The organism is Bradyrhizobium sp. 195 (assembly GCF_023101665.1).
In the GTDB taxonomy this organism is placed as follows: domain Bacteria; phylum Pseudomonadota; class Alphaproteobacteria; order Rhizobiales; family Xanthobacteraceae; genus Bradyrhizobium.
Genome location: NZ_CP082162.1, coordinates 485,883 through 500,839 on the forward strand (window position 1 = coordinate 485,883; position 14,957 = coordinate 500,839).

Consider the following 14,957-nt stretch of genomic DNA (forward strand, 5'->3'; position numbering starts at 1 on the left):
ATGGCTATTCAAACACGCAAGAAGAAGCCCGCGCCGCTCGGCAGCGATGTCGTTGCGGAGGGATCGACGCCCCTGCATATCCAGATCCGTGAATCCATTCGCAGCCAGGTGCGCGACGGCAAGTTGATCGACGAGACCGGCCGCCTGATGACCGAGGCCGAACTCGGTCGCCATTTCGGCGTCAGCCGCATCACCATCCGCAACGCCATAGCCCCCCTCGTGAACGAAGGCATGTTCGACCGCTCGCGCGGCCGTGGCACCTTCCTGCGCTCGAACCAGCCCGAGAACTGGGTCGGCCACCTCATGGGCTTTTCGGAAACCATCCGCGATGCCGGCTACCAGGCCGGCGCCACGATCCTGCAGCAGGGCATGACCAACCGGCACGATGCCGCCGTTCGCGAGCAACTGCGCGAACGCGCCGTCTGGCAGCTCCGGCGCTTGCGGCTGGCGGACGACACGCCAATCGCCATCGAGCACGCCTTCTATCCCCCGGATATCGGTCTCGAGCTCGAGAAGCGCGACCTGATCTCGATCATCATGTACCGCGTCTTCGAGGACGAGCTTAGTCTCGCCATCAAGGACGCCCAGCAGACCATCAGCGCCGACCTCGCCGACGCCGGCAGCGCCAAGCTGCTGGGGGTGAAGGTCGGCTCGCCCCTGCTCTCCATCGAGCGCGTCACCTTCGGCAAGGACGGACGGGCGCTTGAGCTGCTGCGCGCCGTCTACTTGCCGAAATATTTCCGCCTTAGCATCAGCCTGACGCGCCGCCACTAGCAACGCCACACGTCAATCACGAGGACAAGAACATGCCGAATGGCGCAAAGACCCCTGACAACCCCAACATCCTGCTTATCCTCAACGACGACATGGGCTTTTCGGACATCGGCTGTTACGGCGGCGAGATCCAGACGCCGAACCTCGATCGCCTCGCGGCCAATGGCTTGCGCTATTCGCAGTTCTACAACACCGCCCGCTGCAGCCCGTCACGCGCCTCGCTGCTCACCGGCCTGCATCCGCACCAGACCGGCATCGGCATCCTTACCTACAGCAACGGGCCGGAAGGCTATGCCGGCAATCTGAACAAGAGCTGCGTGACGATCGCCGAGGCCCTGAAGAGCAAGAACTACACGTCCTACCTCAGCGGCAAATGGCACATCGCCAGCAGCCTGACGGAGCCGACCGACGCATGGCCGATGCAGCGCGGCTTCGACCACTTCTACGGCACCATCATCGGCGCCGGCTCCTTTTACCATCCCAACACGCTCACCCGCGGCAACGACAATATCGAGCACGAGGCGGTGAAGGATCCCTCGTTCTTTTACACCGATGCGATCAGCGATCAGGCTGCCGCCTTCATCCGCCAGCACAAGGCGCAGAAGCCCGACGCGCCGTTCTTCCAGTACGTCGCCTATACGGCGCCGCACTGGCCGCTCCACGCCCATGACGAGGATATCGCCAAGTACAAGGGCCGCTTCGATGCGGGCTGGGACAGGCTGCGGGAGGAGCGCCTCAAGCGCCTGGTCGACGACGGCATCATCCATCCGAACTGGCGCCTGACCGATCGCGATCCGACCCAGCCGCCGTGGACCGACGCGGAGCAGCGCGAATGGACGCTGCGCTGCATGGAGGTCTACGCGGCCCAGATCGACCGCATGGACCAGGGCATCGGCCGCATCCTGAAGGCGCTGGAAGAGACCGGCCAGATGGACAACACGCTGATCATCTTCCTCTCCGACAATGGCGCCTGCGCCGAGGACATTCCGGAAGGCGTCACGGCAAAGGAGCTTGTCGACCAGCTCATGATCGCGCAGGCGAAGACGCGCGACGGCAGACCGGTGCGCTTCGGCAATGACCCGACCCTGATGCCCGGCGCCGAGGACACCTACCAGAGCTACGGCACCGCCTGGGCCAACCTCTCCAACACACCGTTCCGTCTCTACAAGCACTGGATCCACGAAGGCGGCATCGCAACCCCGTTCATCGTGCACTGGCCGCGCGGCATTTCCGAGAGAGGCGGCCTGCGGCACAATCCGAGCCAGCTCACCGACGTGATGGCGACCATCCTCGACGTCACCGGCGCCACCTATCCCAAGGAGTATAACGGCAACGCCATCCTGCCCTGCGAAGGCGAGAGCCTGGTACCGTCATTCGCCTCGGCCTATGGCAACCGTGGCCCGCTGTTCTGGGAGCACGAGGGCAACGCGGCCGTCCGCGTCGGCAAGTGGAAGCTGGTGCGGAAGTATCCCGGCCCTTGGGAGCTCTACGACATGGAGACGGACCGCACCGAGATGAACGATCTCGCCGCGCAGCATCCGGATCGCGTCCGCGAGATGACGGCGCAATATCAGCAATGGGCCAATCGCTGCGGCGTGATCCCGCGCGAGAAGATTCTGGAGTTGATGAAGGCGGAAGGCGGCACAGCCTTCTGGGAGGAAGAGAAGCAGAAATAGGACATGACCGGAGATCGCTCACACTGTTGCACCCAGCGCGCCGCCGGCAGCGGGCCGGCGACGGGCGAGGATGCGCAAGCGGCGATCACTCCCAGTTCAACTCCGATCCTGCGCCGCTGGAGCTCGCTGATCGGCGGAAGCTTCCACATGGGATCCGCCGGTATCGGCTTCGTCGAGGACGGCGAAGGCCCGGTACGGCTGGTGACGTTGTCGCCGTTTGCCATTGCCTGCCACGCCGTGAGCAATCTGCAATTCGGCGACTTCGTCCGGGCCACGGGCTACACGACGGATGCCGAACGCCACGGCTGGAGCTTTGTCTTCGACGGGCTATTGCCGGAAGAGACACGTGCGGCCCGCACGACGCGCGTTCAGGAAACGCCATGGTGGGTCCCGGTGACGCGCGCTTATTGGGCGCAGCCGGAAGGACCATCGAGCTGCATTCTCGACAGGCTCGATCACCCCGTCGTCCACGTCTCCTGGAACGACGCACAGGCTTATTGCGAATGGTCCGGCACGCGCCTTCCGACCGAAGCGGAATGGGAGATGGCCGCGCGCGGCGGATTGGACCAGGCTACCTACCCCTGGGGGAACGAGCTGCACCCGGGCGGTGAGCATCGCTGCAACATCTGGCAGGGCAACTTCCCCGACCGCAACACCGTGGATGATGGCTATTTCGGTACGGCGCCGGTTCACAGTTTCGCGCCGAACGGATATGGCCTGCACAATGTCGCCGGAAACGTCTGGGAATGGTGCGAGGACTATTTATCCCCGAGCTATCACCGCCTCACGCCATCACGAGACCCCCTGAACCGCGAGCCTGCTCCCAACCGGTCGATGCGCGGCGGATCCTTCCTCTGCCACGAATCCTACTGCAATCGCTACCGCGTCGCGGCGCGAAGCTCCAACACGCCCGACTCCGCGTCCAGCAACATCGGCTTCCGCGTCGTGCGCGCCGAATCGCCGCGGGATCCGGCCTAGGATGGCGTCGGCATCACATCCTGCGAAGCCGGCCGCGGCTCCCGGCATCCGCCTGCTGCCGTTGTCCCTGCGCAACTTCGTGCGCAATCGCGAGACCGGCCTTGTGCTGGTCGCGATCGTTGTCGGACTGCTCAGTGGCGTGCTGGTGGCTGCGATCTCGAGCCTCAGCCAGGGTTCTCACGCCCTGCTGTTCGACATTCCTTTCGATGCACATCTCAGCGCCACCGGCGTGATCTCCTGGCAGCGCACGCTGCTGATCCCGACGCTCGGCGGCCTGGTGCTTGCGCTGATCGGGCTTTACTTCGCAAGGCGTGTGAAGGGACAGCAGCTCGCCGACGCAATCGAGGCCAATGCGCTCTATGGCGGCCGGGTGTCCTTTCGCGGCAGCCTGCTGATCTCGATCCAGACGCTGTTGTCCAACGGGTTCGGCGGATCGGTCGGTCTGGAGGCCGGCTATACCCAGATTTGCTCGATGTTCGGCTCCCATTTCGGCCAGCGCCTGGTTGCCCGTCGCAACGACATGCGGCTGCTGGTAGCCTGCGGCGCCGCGGGGGCGATCAGCGCCGCGTTTTCCGCGCCGCTCGCGGGCGCCTTCTACGCCTTCGAGGTCGTGCTCGGCGCCTATACGTCCGCCGGTCTCGTGCCGGTCATCGCCAGCGCCGTCACCGCATGGCTCGTCGCGCGGCAATTGACGCACCAGTCCTTCCTGATGGTGCCCGGCTTCCCCTCGCCGGTCTCCGTCGAGATGATCGGTCAAACCGTGCTGATCGGCATCATCTGCGCTTTCGTCAGCATCCTCGTGATGCTCGCCGTCGCATTCTCCGAGCGCTGCTTTCAGCGCATCACGGTGTTCAAGGGCTTCCTGCGCCCAATTCTCGGCGGCCTCCTCCTCGGCGGCCTAGCCTTGCTGACGCCCACTGTGCTCGGCGCCGGTCACGGCGCGATGCAGATCCTGCTGGTCAGCAATCCGACCTGGCTTCTGCTCACGACCACGATCGTGTTCAAGATCCTGGCCTCCGCCATCTCGCTCGGCTCCGGCTTCCGCGGCGGCCTGTTCTTCGCCTCGCTGTTGCTGGGCGCGCTGATCGGGCAGCTCTACAGCATCGTGCTGACGGGCCCTCTTCCCACGCTGGCGCTTCAACCCGGCACGGCCGCCATCGCGGCGCTGGCCGCACTCGGGACGGGCGTCCTTGGCGCCCCGTTCAGCATGGTGTGTCTTGCGCTCGAGATCACCGGCGATTTCTCCGTCACCGTTGGAGCGGTGGTCGCGTCGTCGGTCTGCGCGCTGATCGTGCGCGAGCTGTTCGGCTACAGCTTCGCCACATGGCGCTTCCATCTGCGCGGCGAGGTAATCCGCGGCCCGCAAGACATCGGCTGGGTCCGGCAGATGAGCGCGGCTTCGCTGATGCGCACCGACTTCGAGAACGCGCTGACGACGATGCCGATCGGCGAGGCGCAAAAGCTGTTCTCGCCGGCACAGGTTCGCCAGATCGTGCTCCGCGATCCCAGCGGCATCTATGCGGGCATCGTGCCCGCCGCGACGCTGCATTCCGCTGCCAACCAGGTCGACGAGCAGCTGGGGTCACTGGCCCAGCAACAGGATGAGTGCCTGCTCCCGACCACGCCGGTGCGCGAGATCCTGAAGGCCTTCGAACGCAGCGAGGCCGATGTGCTCGCGGTCGTCGATCGCACCGATCATCGCGCGACAATCGGCACCTTGAGCGAAGCCCACGTCCTCCGTACCTACGGGGAGGAGCTCGAGCGCCGGAACCAGGAACTGTTCTCGCGTTGAGGGCTATGGCCGCAGATCCATGTCGATCCGCACGAAGTCGCCGCGATAGGTGACTTCGCCGAGATAGATCACGGTGCGGTCCGCGGTCGTGAAGATGCGGCGGACTTCTGCCACCGGCGAATTCAGCGGCACGCGCAGCAGCCGCGCGGCTTCGATGTCCGCGGCACCTATCGTCAGGGTCTGGCGCGCGCTGGCGATGGCGGGATCCCTGAGATCGTTCAGGATCGGAATCACGGTCTCGTTGCGAAAACGCTTCGGTGACCTGCGGAAGATCTTCTCGTCGAGATAGATGGAAATGACGCAATACGGCTGCTTCTCCCGCGAATGCAGCCGACGCATGAAGACATATTTTTCGGCCGGCTTGCCGTCGCCGGGAAGCAGCGGCGCGTTGGTGCGGCTTTCCGAGATATTGATGATCTCGGGCGAAGTGTCGCGGTACATGTCGGCGAGATCGGAGAGCGTCGTCTCGACCTTGAGCCAGCGATCCTGCCGCACGGTCCCCGTGACGAAGGTGCCGCGGCCCTGCTGGGCCTCGATCACGCCGTCGCGGGCGAGCAGCTCCACTGCCTGCCTGATCGTGACGCGCGACACGCCAAACTCGGCTGCCAGTTCCTCGTTGGCCGGCAGGCGAAACCCCTGGGTCCAGACGCCGCGTGCGATGCGCTGCCTAAAGATGTCGGCGATCTGCGCGTATTTGGGGACGTGACTATCGGAACTCAATTCCATCTCGCCCTCCACAATTCAGGCCGCGCGATCAAGCCATGACCAGTGCGGCACCGCGTTCGCCAATCATCAGGCTGGTCGCGTTGGTGTTGGCCGACGTGATCTGCGGCATCACAGAGGCGTCGATCACCCGCAGCCGCTCGACGCCGCGCACGCGCAGCTGCGGATCGAGCACGGCCTGCGCGTCGCCGCCCATGCGACATGTCCCGACGCAGTGAAATACCGTGCCCCCCGTATTGCGTGTAAAATCCCACAGCCCGGCATCATCCCTTGCTGCCTCACCCGGCACCATCTCGATGTCCCAGAGCGGGCGAAACGCCCTCTGCTGATAGATCTCGCGGAGAATCTTCAGACCTGCAACAATGGTCTTGCGGTCGATCTCCTCGGCAAAATAGTTTGGTACGATACGCGGCTGCTCGAACGGATCGGTTGAGCTGATCGCAAGCCGTCCGCGCGACTTTGCGTGGCACTGCCAGACGGAGGCGGTGAAGCCGGAATAGCCGTGCAGGGGCTCACCGGGCTTGTCGACCGATAGCGGCATCACGTTGAACTGCACGTCCGGCCGTCCGCCGACCGCGTATTCCGTACAGGCTGCGCCGCCTACCTGCCCCGCCCCGACCGTCAGCGGGCCGGTGCCCGCCAGCATCCACTGCAGACCCATCTTGGCAAGCTCAACGGGATTGCGGACCTGGTCGTTCAGCGAGATGCGATTCTTGAGGCGGACGATCAGCCGGGCCTGATAATGGTCCTGGAGATTGGCGCCGACCTCCGGAGACTCGGCAATAACGGGAATGCCGAGCTTGCGCAGCAGATCGGCTGGACCAACGCCGGAGAGCTGGAGGATTTGCGGCGACTGCAGCGCGCCGCCGGACAGGATGATCTCACGATCAGCCGCCGCACTGTGGACCTGCCCCTTGCTGATCCACTCGACGCCGGTGGCGACGCGACCGTTGAAAACGACCCTGCTGACGTGCGCATGGGTGATGATGGTGAGATTGGGACGGCTGGCTACGGGGCGCAGAAACGCAGAGGCAGCACTGGTCCGCCAGTGCCGCCCGATGCCGAGCTGGTAGGTACCGACGCCCAGCGTTGTGGCACCGTTGAAGTCGGGATTGCGCGGCAGGCCGAACTCTACACCCGCCTCGACCCAAGCCTTCGATGCCTCGTTGTCGTTGCGGAGATCGGAGACCTCGAACTCCCCGAGCCCGCCGTGAAACTGGCTCTCGCCGCCGCGGTAGCGTTCGTAGCGCCGAAAATACGGCAGGAGTTCGCGATAGCTCCAGCCATCGGCGCCGAGGCGCTCCCAATCGTCGAAGTCTTCGTGCTGGCCCCGGATGAAGATCAACCCGTTGATCGACGAGGAACCGCCGAGCACGCGGCCCCGCGGCCACACGATGCCACGGCCGCCGCTCCCTTCCGAGGGCTCCGTCCTGAACAGCCGCGAGAAGCGCTCGTTATAGATGGTCCGGTAGTACCCGACCGGAAGTTTGAGCCAGAAATTTCGATCCGATCCGCCGGCTTCCAGCAGCAGCACGCGGCAGGACGGATCAGCCGACAATCGGTTCGCAACGATGCAGCCGGCCGAGCCCGCGCCAACGATGATGTAGTCATAACCCCGAGCTGGCATCAGATCGTCCGGTATTCTTCAATTGAGGCGAGATCGGGCGTGATGCCGAGGCCTGCCTCGTCACTGAGCGCGATCGTGCCGTCGCGGACGTCGAGCACCGGACCACAGAAGCGGTCGCGCAGCGGGTTTTCATTGCAGTCGACTTCGAGCAGCCCGTCGCCGCCGACGCCAGCGAGAAGATGCGCGGATGCCAGGAGGCCGATGCCGGCGCCGAGATAGTGCGGGCAGAACATCTTTCCCGACGCAAGGATATCGCGCGCGATGCCAGCGCAAGCCGACAGCCCGCCCCATTTGGCGATGTCCGGCTGGACGACACCGAGCACCAGCTCACGCAGCACCTCGGCAAAGCCGGCATGGCTCGCGATGTTCTCGCCGGCCGCAAGCGGAAAGCGGATGGCCTCGCGCAATTGGGCCCATTCCCGCCGGGGACGATCGGCGCGGATCGGCTCCTCGAGCCACGCGAGACCGAAGTGCTCCAGTTGCGGCGCGAGCTCCAATGCCTGCGCAATGGTCCAACCCTGATTGACGTCGGCGGCCAGCAGACCTTCGCCCACAAGACGGCGCAGCGCGGCGAGATTGGCGTGGTCGGTTGCCGGATCGAAGCCGACCTTCAGCTTCAACGCGCGGTAACCGCGGCCGAGCGCAGCTTCAGCCGTCCGCTCGGAGCCGACCGGGTTGATGCCGCTGGCGTAGACCTTGATCTTCTGCTTGGCACCACCGAGCAGCCGCCACAGTGCGAGGTTCTGGCGGCGGGCGTGGAGATCCCAGATAGCGAGATCGATGCCGGCGATCGACTGCGCAAACGGGCCGGCTTCTCCTGATTGCAGCGCGAGCACTGAGATTCCTTGCGTCAAACGCTCGAACGCCACAGATGGCTCCGGCACGGTAGATCCGACAAGAGCCGGCGCAAGCACCTCGTTGGCGAGTCGAACACGATGTTCGGCACCTGGTGCGGGAAAATTGCACCACACTTCGCCCCAGCCGACATCTCCGTCAGTGTCTTCAACGCGGACGAAGACGGCAGGCCGGTCCTGCATCCGTCCGAAGGACGTAATAACCGGCGTCGTCAGTGGATAGCGATAGCCAAAAGCCTGAACGCTTCGGATGGTGAAAGGCGGCAGTGTCATGCGAAAAGCCTGCGACGCCTACGACAAAAGGCGCCACTTGTATGGTCATCCTATTTATAATATGACCCTTGAAAACATCAACCGCAATCTGGGTGGACGCGTCGAATGAACGGAGCTGGCCTGAGACGCCTCGGTCTCGGATTGACACCGTGGATCGGTGCAATCCTGCTCTGGTACGCCGTGCGCTGGAGCGGCTTCGTCAACGTCTCGCTGATCCCTGCGCCGCACCATGTCGCCGCAAAATTCTTCGAGCTTCTGACCAAGGAAGGCCTGCTGATCGACATCTTTGCTTCGACCCGGCGCGTCTTTCTAGGCGTCGCGCTCGGCATCCTCGTGGCCGTGCCGGTTGGATTTCTGCTCGGGTGGTATCGCCCCGCGCGCACCTTCGCCGACCCTATGATCAACTTCTTTCGCGCGCTGCCGCCGATCGCACTGATCCCGCTGGTGATCGTCTATTTCGGCGTCGACGAGCTCGCAAAGCTCGTCATCCTGTTTTACGCCTCGTTCTTCTCCGGCGTGATCGTGATGTACGAGGGCGTGTCGCAGATCACACCGCTCTACATCCGCGTGGCGCAGACGCTGGGAGCCAACCAGGCCGAGATCTTTCGCAAGGTCATCATTCCCCTCACCGTCCCGCACATTCTCACGGCGCTGCGCGTGGCGTTGGGCGTAGCCTGGGCGACGCTGGTCGCATCCGAGCTGATCGCGGCGCAGCGCGGGCTCGGCGCCATGATCCAGAATGCCTCGACCTACTTCCTGCTCGACGTCATCTATGTCGGCATCATCTGCATCGGCCTGATCGCGCTGATCATGGATTTGATCCTGCGCAAGATAACCGCGCGGCTGTTGGTCTGGCAGGATCGGGCCATCGCATGAACAAGCGCGCGCAGTTCGACAAGGTGTCGCTGTCCTTCGAGACGCCGAAGGGTCGTCTCAACGTCGTCGAGAACGTCAGCTACGACATCAACGACGGCGACTTCATCGCGGTGATCGGGCCGTCCGGCTGCGGCAAGACCACGATGATGAGCATGCTCGCCGGCTTCCAGAAGCCGACAACCGGCAAGGTCCTGTTCGACGGCCGTCCCGTCGCCGGTCCCGGCCCCGAGCGCGGTGTCATCTTCCAGGAATATGGCGTCTTCCCCTGGTTGACGGTGAAGCAGAACATCGCCTTCGGCCTGACGCTCAACGCCAACCACGTTCCGACCGCCGAGCGCGACACGATCTGCGATCACTATCTCGGCCTGATGGGCCTGTCCGACTTCGCCAATTCCTATCCGAAGCATCTTTCCGGCGGCATGCGACAACGCCTCGCGATCGCGCGCGCCTATGCGGTGAAGCCCCAGTTTCTCCTGATGGACGAGCCGTTTGGGGCGCTCGACGCACAGACCCGCTCCAACATGCAGAACTTGCTGCTCAAGGTGCTGGAGACTGAAGGCAAGACCGTCATGCTGATCACCCATTCCGTCGAGGAGGCGATCTATCTCGCCTCCCGCATCGTGGTGGTGACGGCGCGGCCAGCGCGGATCAAGGAGATCATCGACGTTCCCTTCGCTTACCCGCGCGACGAGTCGATCCAGGAGCGTCCGGAGTTCGCGGAGCTGCGCAGCCATATCAGGCAACTGGTGATGGACGAATATCGCGCCCAGCAGGCGCAGATGCGTCCGGTCTCATTCTCGGAATAACAAGCAAAACGGAGGACACATCATGGATCGGCGGCAATTTCTGACCACGACGGCGGGCCTCGCGCTCGGCACCTTCACAGCCTCGGCACCGGCGATCGCGCAAGCCAAAACAAAAGTCCGCGTTGGCTACCTCCACACCGTCGCTGTCGACGGCCAGATCTGGACCGGCATGGACCGCGGCTCCTTCGAAAAGCAGGGCCTCGATCTCGAGCTGCGGCAGTTCAACACTGGCCTGGAAATTTTCCAGGCCTTGATCGGCGGCAGCCTCGACGTGCTGGCGACCGGCGCTGTCCTCTCGAACTTCCCGGCGCGCGGCCAGGGCAAGGTATTTCTCATCAACGACATCGAGGTCGCGACGGCGCAGCTCTGGGTTCGCGGCGATCAGGGCATCAAGTCGTTCGCGGACCTGAAAGGCAAGCGCATCGCGACGGCGGCCGGCACGACGGCGCACGTGTTCCTCGACACCGCGCTCCGGGCCAACAAGGTCGATCCAAAGGAGGTCGAGCTCGTCAACCAGACCATGCCGGCGGCCGTGACCGCCTTCATCTCCGGCGCAGTGCCAGCCGTAGCGCTCTGGGTGCCTTTCAACGTCACGGTCCGCGACAAGGTTCCCGGCGCGACCATGCTGGCCGATGCGTCAGCCTATTATCCAAAGGCGGCCATCATTGGCGGCTGGGCTGCGGCGAACGACTATTATGAACCCAACAAAGAGACTCTGGCCAAACTGATCCGTGGCTGGGCGGATGCCAACGACTATATCGTCGCGAACAGCACCGAGGCGATGGAGAAGCTGCAAAAGGGGCATTACAGCCAGACGCCACTGTCCGACATCAACGAGTCATTCAAAGCGCAAAAGATGTTCACGTCCAAAGACTGGAAGCGGATGTACTCGGACGGGACCGTCACCAACTGGCTGCAGCAGTCGACAGACTTCTTCATGGCTAATGCGGGCATCAAGGACTTCACGCCGGCGAGCAAATACTTTGATCCGGGCCTGTATTTGAAGACGATCGCTTAGATACCAAAGCACTGAGGGACTGGGTGTTCGCGCCGGACGCTTCATCTGTGCTCGCGATCCAGTTGTTTTCAATCCGGCCGATGATTTGCTGGCGTACCAAGCATGTATTGAGCACCGAAGCGAACACCTGTCCCTCCCGCACGCTCAACTGCGCTGCTGACTGTCCCACTGCTCGCTCCGAATGAGTTGTGGGCGGATACTGTCGCACGCTTCAGAAGTCCGCCAACAAGGCTTTCCAGCAAGCCCATTCTCCGAAGCAACCGACAAAAAACGTGCCAGCGAAAAACAAGGATTCCATCATGATGCCCGAGACCCTACCGTGCCGTTCCAAAAAGACGGGGGTCATCATGCTGATCGTGATACTCTAGACCCAAGGGGCCGATAGCGGAAACCTGCGTGACGTATTCGCCCGACTTGGCCCAATGAAAATGCCAGGTCTCGCCGGGCAGCACTACGACGCTACCAGGCGGATAGGCCTTCACCTTGTCGCCATCGAAACTCTCGCCAAGCCCGATGTAGAATACACCTGACATGACCGTGTAGATGCGGTCTTCCGGATGCTTGTGCGGCATCAGCTTGGTGCCACCGGGGACCTTCACCCGGACCAAGTAGGGTCCGGGTTCACTGGGGTGACCGACCATCACGGCGAGCTTCGCGCCTGGTGGAAACGCAGGGAACGGCTGCCATGCGATATCCTCGGGAAGGATCGCCCGAAACCTCTCTTCATCAGGCTGATGTTGGCGAGGCGGATCTTGACGGGTCATGGCAACACTCCCTGTGCTCGGTTAGATTAGCTTGGCGTCGAGCGTGATGGCGGCGTTGAGCACCTTCGAGACCGGACAATTCTTCTCGGCCTCGCCGGCGATGCGGGCGAAGTCGACCTCGCCGAGGTTTGGCACTTTCGCGCGCAGCGTCAGGGCCGACTTGCCGATCTTGAAGCCTTTGCCTTCGGGCTCGAGCGTGACGGCCGCTTCGGTCGAGAGCTCTTCTGGCGTGAAGCCCGCGAGCTGAAGGCCAAACGCCAGCGCCATGGTGAAGCAGCCAGCATGTGCCGCCGCGATCAATTCCTCGGGATTGGTGCCCTTCTCGTTTTCGAAGCGGGTCTTGAACGAATACGCGTTGCGGCGAGCACTCCGGATTCGCTCGACAGTTGACCGGCGCCATCTCGTCCGGTGCCCTTCCAGACTGCTGTTGCCTTGCGGATCATCTCAGTTCTCCATGTTTGATTTCAGCACCGGCGCACGGTATCGAAGGAATGTCAGATCGGCACCACCGCCTGTCCCCCTTCCACCCGGTTGCGCCGCAGCGATTCTGTCAACTACCGATCTGTCCGACGTGGAAGCCCAGCCGGTTCTCGACGTCGCCGGCGCGGTGGAAGCCGCGGGCCATCAGCGCCTTGATGCGGGTTTGGCTTGCGGGACGGCCGAGCGCGGCCAGGAACGCGTCCCACTCCGGCTTGATTTCGTCATCCGGCGGCAGGCTTGCGATGTCCACAAGACGCTTCGTTTCCGCGATGGCCTCCTTGTCGAACGAAGCGATGCGCATGGCGAGAGCCTCGACGAAGCCGTCGAGCCCGGCATCCGGCAACGACCGATTCACGTAGCCGTAGCGTTCGGCGAGATCGCCGCCGATGTCGTCGGCTCCGATCAACACCTCCAGCGCGCGTCCGCGACACATCAGGCGCGGCAATCGCGCCATCGGTCCGCCGCCGGGCACGAGGCCCGCTCCGACTTCCCATTGCGACAGGATCGCCTTTTCGCGGCTGGCAAAGCGCATGTCGCTCGCCAGCGCGAGCTCGCTGCCGACGCCCGTCGCACGGCCGCGGATCGAGGCAATCGACACGACCGGCGCGCGGCTGAGACGCACCAGCATATCCGGCAGCGCTTGGAGCCCGGTCGCCCCAGGCGGGATGCTCAGGGACTCCTCCAGCGGGGCGAGGAAGTCGTAGTGCGTGATGAAGAAGCCTTCGATCGCGCTGTCGAACACCACGACTTTCACGTCGGGATCGGTCTCGATCGCCGTAACGATGTCACCCAGCAGCGGAAGCTGTTTTGGGCCGAAGATGTTGACCGGCGGCATGTCGAAGGTGACACGCCAGTAGGTCGGCAGGCGCCGGTCAAGGCGAATCTGGTCGCTTGTGAACGTACGTTCGGGGCGGTTCATGATAGGACTCCTGATGCGTGAAGGAACAGGGAGGCGCTGAAGCGGTCAACCCGTTTGATTCAGATCGACTGCCGCAGCGGCCTGAACGCCGTACGCACTTCCGTAGAGAACAGAGCAGGCTGCTCCCAAGCCGCAAAGTGGCCGCCCTTCTCCAATCGGTTGTAGTGCAACAGCCTCGGATATGCCTTCTCGGCCCAGCTCCGCGGCGCAGCGTAGATCTCGTCGGGAAACACGCTGACAGCGACGGGGATCTTGATATGCTTGGGCTCGAAGAAGACCAGCTTGTTCTCCCAGTAGAGCCGAGCCGACGAGACCGCGGTGTTCGTGAGCCAGTAGAGCGTGATGTTGTCGAGGACATCGTCCCGCGACAGCCCTTCCGTTTTGCCGGCGAACACCCGTGCGATCAGTGCGGCGCTGCGTGCATCGTGATCAAGCATCCAGGAGGCGAGACCTGCCGGCGAGTCCACGAGTGCGTAGAGCGTCTGCGGGCGGTTCGACATCTCGATCGCATAGCCCAGGCCGTGCTTGTAGAAATCGTCGAGTTGGTCGTAGGCGGCGCGCTCGTCGGCCGAGAGGCCAGACGGCCGCGACCCGCCGGGCTGGAGCGCCTTGGCGATATCTTCGGGGACCGTGGCGGGCATGTTGGTGTGAATGCCTAGCAGCTCCGGCGGCGCGATCACCGCCATCTGCTCGGTGACGGCATTGCCCCAATCACCGCCTTGCGCGACATAGCGGCTGTATCCGAGCCGCTTCATCAGCACGATCCAGGCGCGCGCGATGCGCTGCGGATCCCAGCCCAGTACCGTCGGCTTGCCGGAGAAGCCATGGCCCGGGAGCGAGGGAATCACGAGATCGAACGCATCCGTCGCCTTCGCCCCGTGGGCGGTGGGATCGGTTAGCGGGCCGATGATTTTCAGCTGCTCGATGATCGAACCGGGCCAGCCATGCGTGACGATCATCGGCAGCGCGTTCTCGTGGCGGGAGCGGATATGAATGAAGTGGATGTCGACGCCATCGATCTCGGTGACGAATTGAGGAAGGGCATTCAGCCGCGCTTCCATCTTGCGCCAGTCGTAGTCGTGCTGCCAGTAATGGACGAGCTGCTGCATCGTCGTCAGCTGCACACCCTGCGACTGGTCCGCGACAATTTCGCGATCCGGCCATCGCGTCGCGGCGAGGCGGCGACGGAGGTCGAGCAGATCCTGCTCGGGCACGTCCACGTGGAACGCGCGGATGGCGCCGGTGGCAGCGGCTTCTGCGCTGCGCAGCGGCAGAACGCTGGCGACGCTCGCCGCAACGGCGGCCATCGCGGCCTGGCTCAGCAGTTGACGCCGGTCGGGGTTGAGAATGCCGGTCCGTGCTTCCGTATTCACTTTGGCTCTCCTGTGCTTTTTGTT

General features: G+C 63.7%; 13 protein-coding genes and 1 pseudogene. 7 read left to right on the plus strand and 7 right to left on the minus strand.

Annotation, left to right across the window (positions count from 1 at the left end):
• The 4 genes from IVB26_RS41160 to IVB26_RS41175 are packed head-to-tail and all read left to right on the plus strand — an operon-like array spanning position 1 to position 5,220.
• Positions 1 to 774 carry a GntR family transcriptional regulator gene (locus IVB26_RS41160; RefSeq protein WP_247973569.1) on the plus strand — a complete coding sequence of 258 codons (774 nt, stop codon included), beginning with the start codon at positions 1 to 3 and terminating at the stop codon, positions 772 to 774.
• Positions 775 to 806: 32 nt separating this feature from the next.
• Positions 807 to 2,450, plus strand: coding sequence for an arylsulfatase (locus IVB26_RS41165; RefSeq protein ID WP_247973570.1), 1,644 nt, complete (start codon positions 807 to 809; stop codon positions 2,448 to 2,450).
• A gap of 3 nt (positions 2,451 to 2,453) precedes the next feature.
• Complete coding sequence (locus tag IVB26_RS41170; RefSeq protein WP_247973571.1) at positions 2,454 to 3,428, plus strand: formylglycine-generating enzyme family protein; 975 nt, start codon at positions 2,454 to 2,456, stop codon at positions 3,426 to 3,428.
• Between the two features lies 1 nt (position 3,429).
• Positions 3,430 to 5,220 (plus strand): chloride channel protein, encoded by a 1,791-nt coding sequence (locus IVB26_RS41175; RefSeq protein ID WP_247973572.1) that lies wholly within the window; start codon positions 3,430 to 3,432, stop codon positions 5,218 to 5,220.
• A gap of 3 nt (positions 5,221 to 5,223) precedes the next feature.
• Here IVB26_RS41175 and IVB26_RS41180 read toward each other — a convergent pair whose 3' ends face one another.
• Genes IVB26_RS41180 through IVB26_RS41190 form a run of 3 tightly spaced genes read right to left on the minus strand, consistent with a single transcriptional unit; the run spans position 5,224 to position 8,697 of the window.
• The gene (locus IVB26_RS41180; RefSeq protein ID WP_063684293.1) at positions 5,224 to 5,946 is read right to left on the minus strand and encodes a GntR family transcriptional regulator; all 723 of its coding nucleotides are present in this window, start codon (positions 5,944 to 5,946) and stop codon (positions 5,224 to 5,226) included.
• Positions 5,947 to 5,974: 28 nt separating this feature from the next.
• On the minus strand, positions 5,975 to 7,570 hold the full coding sequence (locus IVB26_RS41185) for a GMC family oxidoreductase (protein ID WP_247973573.1): 1,596 nt from the start codon (positions 7,568 to 7,570) through the stop codon (positions 5,975 to 5,977).
• Positions 7,570 to 8,697, minus strand: coding sequence for a mandelate racemase/muconate lactonizing enzyme family protein (locus IVB26_RS41190; RefSeq protein WP_247973574.1), 1,128 nt, complete (start codon positions 8,695 to 8,697; stop codon positions 7,570 to 7,572). The genes IVB26_RS41185 and IVB26_RS41190 overlap by 1 nt, the downstream gene beginning before the upstream one ends.
• Positions 8,698 to 8,802: 105 nt before the next feature.
• On the opposite strand from IVB26_RS41190, the gene IVB26_RS41195 reads away from it, so the two are divergent.
• The 3 genes from IVB26_RS41195 to IVB26_RS41205 are packed head-to-tail and all read left to right on the plus strand — an operon-like array spanning position 8,803 to position 11,397.
• Complete coding sequence (locus IVB26_RS41195) at positions 8,803 to 9,573, plus strand: ABC transporter permease (protein ID WP_247973575.1); 771 nt, start codon at positions 8,803 to 8,805, stop codon at positions 9,571 to 9,573.
• Positions 9,570 to 10,379: an ABC transporter ATP-binding protein gene (locus IVB26_RS41200; RefSeq protein ID WP_247973576.1), complete on the plus strand. Its 810-nt coding sequence runs from the start codon at positions 9,570 to 9,572 to the stop codon at positions 10,377 to 10,379. The genes IVB26_RS41195 and IVB26_RS41200 overlap by 4 nt, the downstream gene beginning before the upstream one ends.
• A 22-nt stretch (positions 10,380 to 10,401) precedes the next feature.
• Positions 10,402 to 11,397 carry an ABC transporter substrate-binding protein gene (locus IVB26_RS41205; protein ID WP_247973577.1) on the plus strand — a complete coding sequence of 332 codons (996 nt, stop codon included), beginning with the start codon at positions 10,402 to 10,404 and terminating at the stop codon, positions 11,395 to 11,397.
• Positions 11,398 to 11,711: 314 nt separating this feature from the next.
• On the opposite strand, the gene IVB26_RS41210 is transcribed toward IVB26_RS41205, so the two are convergent.
• The 4 genes and pseudogenes from IVB26_RS41210 to IVB26_RS41225 all read right to left on the minus strand — a co-directional run bounded on the left by IVB26_RS41210 (position 11,712) and on the right by IVB26_RS41225 (position 14,933).
• Positions 11,712 to 12,161 (minus strand): cupin domain-containing protein, encoded by a 450-nt coding sequence (locus tag IVB26_RS41210; protein ID WP_247973578.1) that lies wholly within the window; start codon positions 12,159 to 12,161, stop codon positions 11,712 to 11,714.
• A 21-nt stretch (positions 12,162 to 12,182) separates the two neighbouring features.
• A pseudogene (locus tag IVB26_RS41215) lies at positions 12,183 to 12,604 on the minus strand (OsmC family protein).
• 107 nt (positions 12,605 to 12,711) lie between these two features.
• Positions 12,712 to 13,560, minus strand: coding sequence for an enoyl-CoA hydratase/isomerase family protein (locus tag IVB26_RS41220; RefSeq protein ID WP_247973579.1), 849 nt, complete (start codon positions 13,558 to 13,560; stop codon positions 12,712 to 12,714).
• A 59-nt stretch (positions 13,561 to 13,619) separates the two neighbouring features.
• The gene (locus IVB26_RS41225; protein WP_247973580.1) at positions 13,620 to 14,933 is read right to left on the minus strand and encodes an epoxide hydrolase family protein; all 1,314 of its coding nucleotides are present in this window, start codon (positions 14,931 to 14,933) and stop codon (positions 13,620 to 13,622) included.
• Positions 14,934 to 14,957: the final 24 nt, after the last annotated feature.

Excerpts from the sequence above, each read along its gene's own strand:
- IVB26_RS41220 (WP_247973579.1), bottom strand. The coding sequence starts at position 13,560 with ATGAACCGCCCCGAACGTACGTTCACAAGCGACCAGATTCGCCTTGAC.
- IVB26_RS41200 (WP_247973576.1), top strand. The coding sequence starts at position 9,570 with ATGAACAAGCGCGCGCAGTTCGACAAGGTGTCGCTGTCCTTCGAGACG.
- IVB26_RS41210 (WP_247973578.1), bottom strand. The coding sequence starts at position 12,161 with ATGACCCGTCAAGATCCGCCTCGCCAACATCAGCCTGATGAAGAGAGG.
- IVB26_RS41180 (WP_063684293.1), bottom strand. The coding sequence starts at position 5,946 with ATGGAATTGAGTTCCGATAGTCACGTCCCCAAATACGCGCAGATCGCC.
- IVB26_RS41195 (WP_247973575.1), top strand. The coding sequence starts at position 8,803 with ATGAACGGAGCTGGCCTGAGACGCCTCGGTCTCGGATTGACACCGTGG.
- IVB26_RS41170 (WP_247973571.1), top strand. The coding sequence starts at position 2,454 with ATGACCGGAGATCGCTCACACTGTTGCACCCAGCGCGCCGCCGGCAGC.
- IVB26_RS41165 (WP_247973570.1), top strand. The coding sequence starts at position 807 with ATGCCGAATGGCGCAAAGACCCCTGACAACCCCAACATCCTGCTTATC.
- IVB26_RS41160 (WP_247973569.1), top strand. The coding sequence starts at position 1 with ATGGCTATTCAAACACGCAAGAAGAAGCCCGCGCCGCTCGGCAGCGAT.
- IVB26_RS41185 (WP_247973573.1), bottom strand. The coding sequence starts at position 7,570 with ATGCCAGCTCGGGGTTATGACTACATCATCGTTGGCGCGGGCTCGGCC.
- IVB26_RS41175 (WP_247973572.1), top strand. The coding sequence starts at position 3,430 with ATGGCGTCGGCATCACATCCTGCGAAGCCGGCCGCGGCTCCCGGCATC.
- IVB26_RS41205 (WP_247973577.1), top strand. The coding sequence starts at position 10,402 with ATGGATCGGCGGCAATTTCTGACCACGACGGCGGGCCTCGCGCTCGGC.
- IVB26_RS41190 (WP_247973574.1), bottom strand. The coding sequence starts at position 8,697 with ATGACACTGCCGCCTTTCACCATCCGAAGCGTTCAGGCTTTTGGCTAT.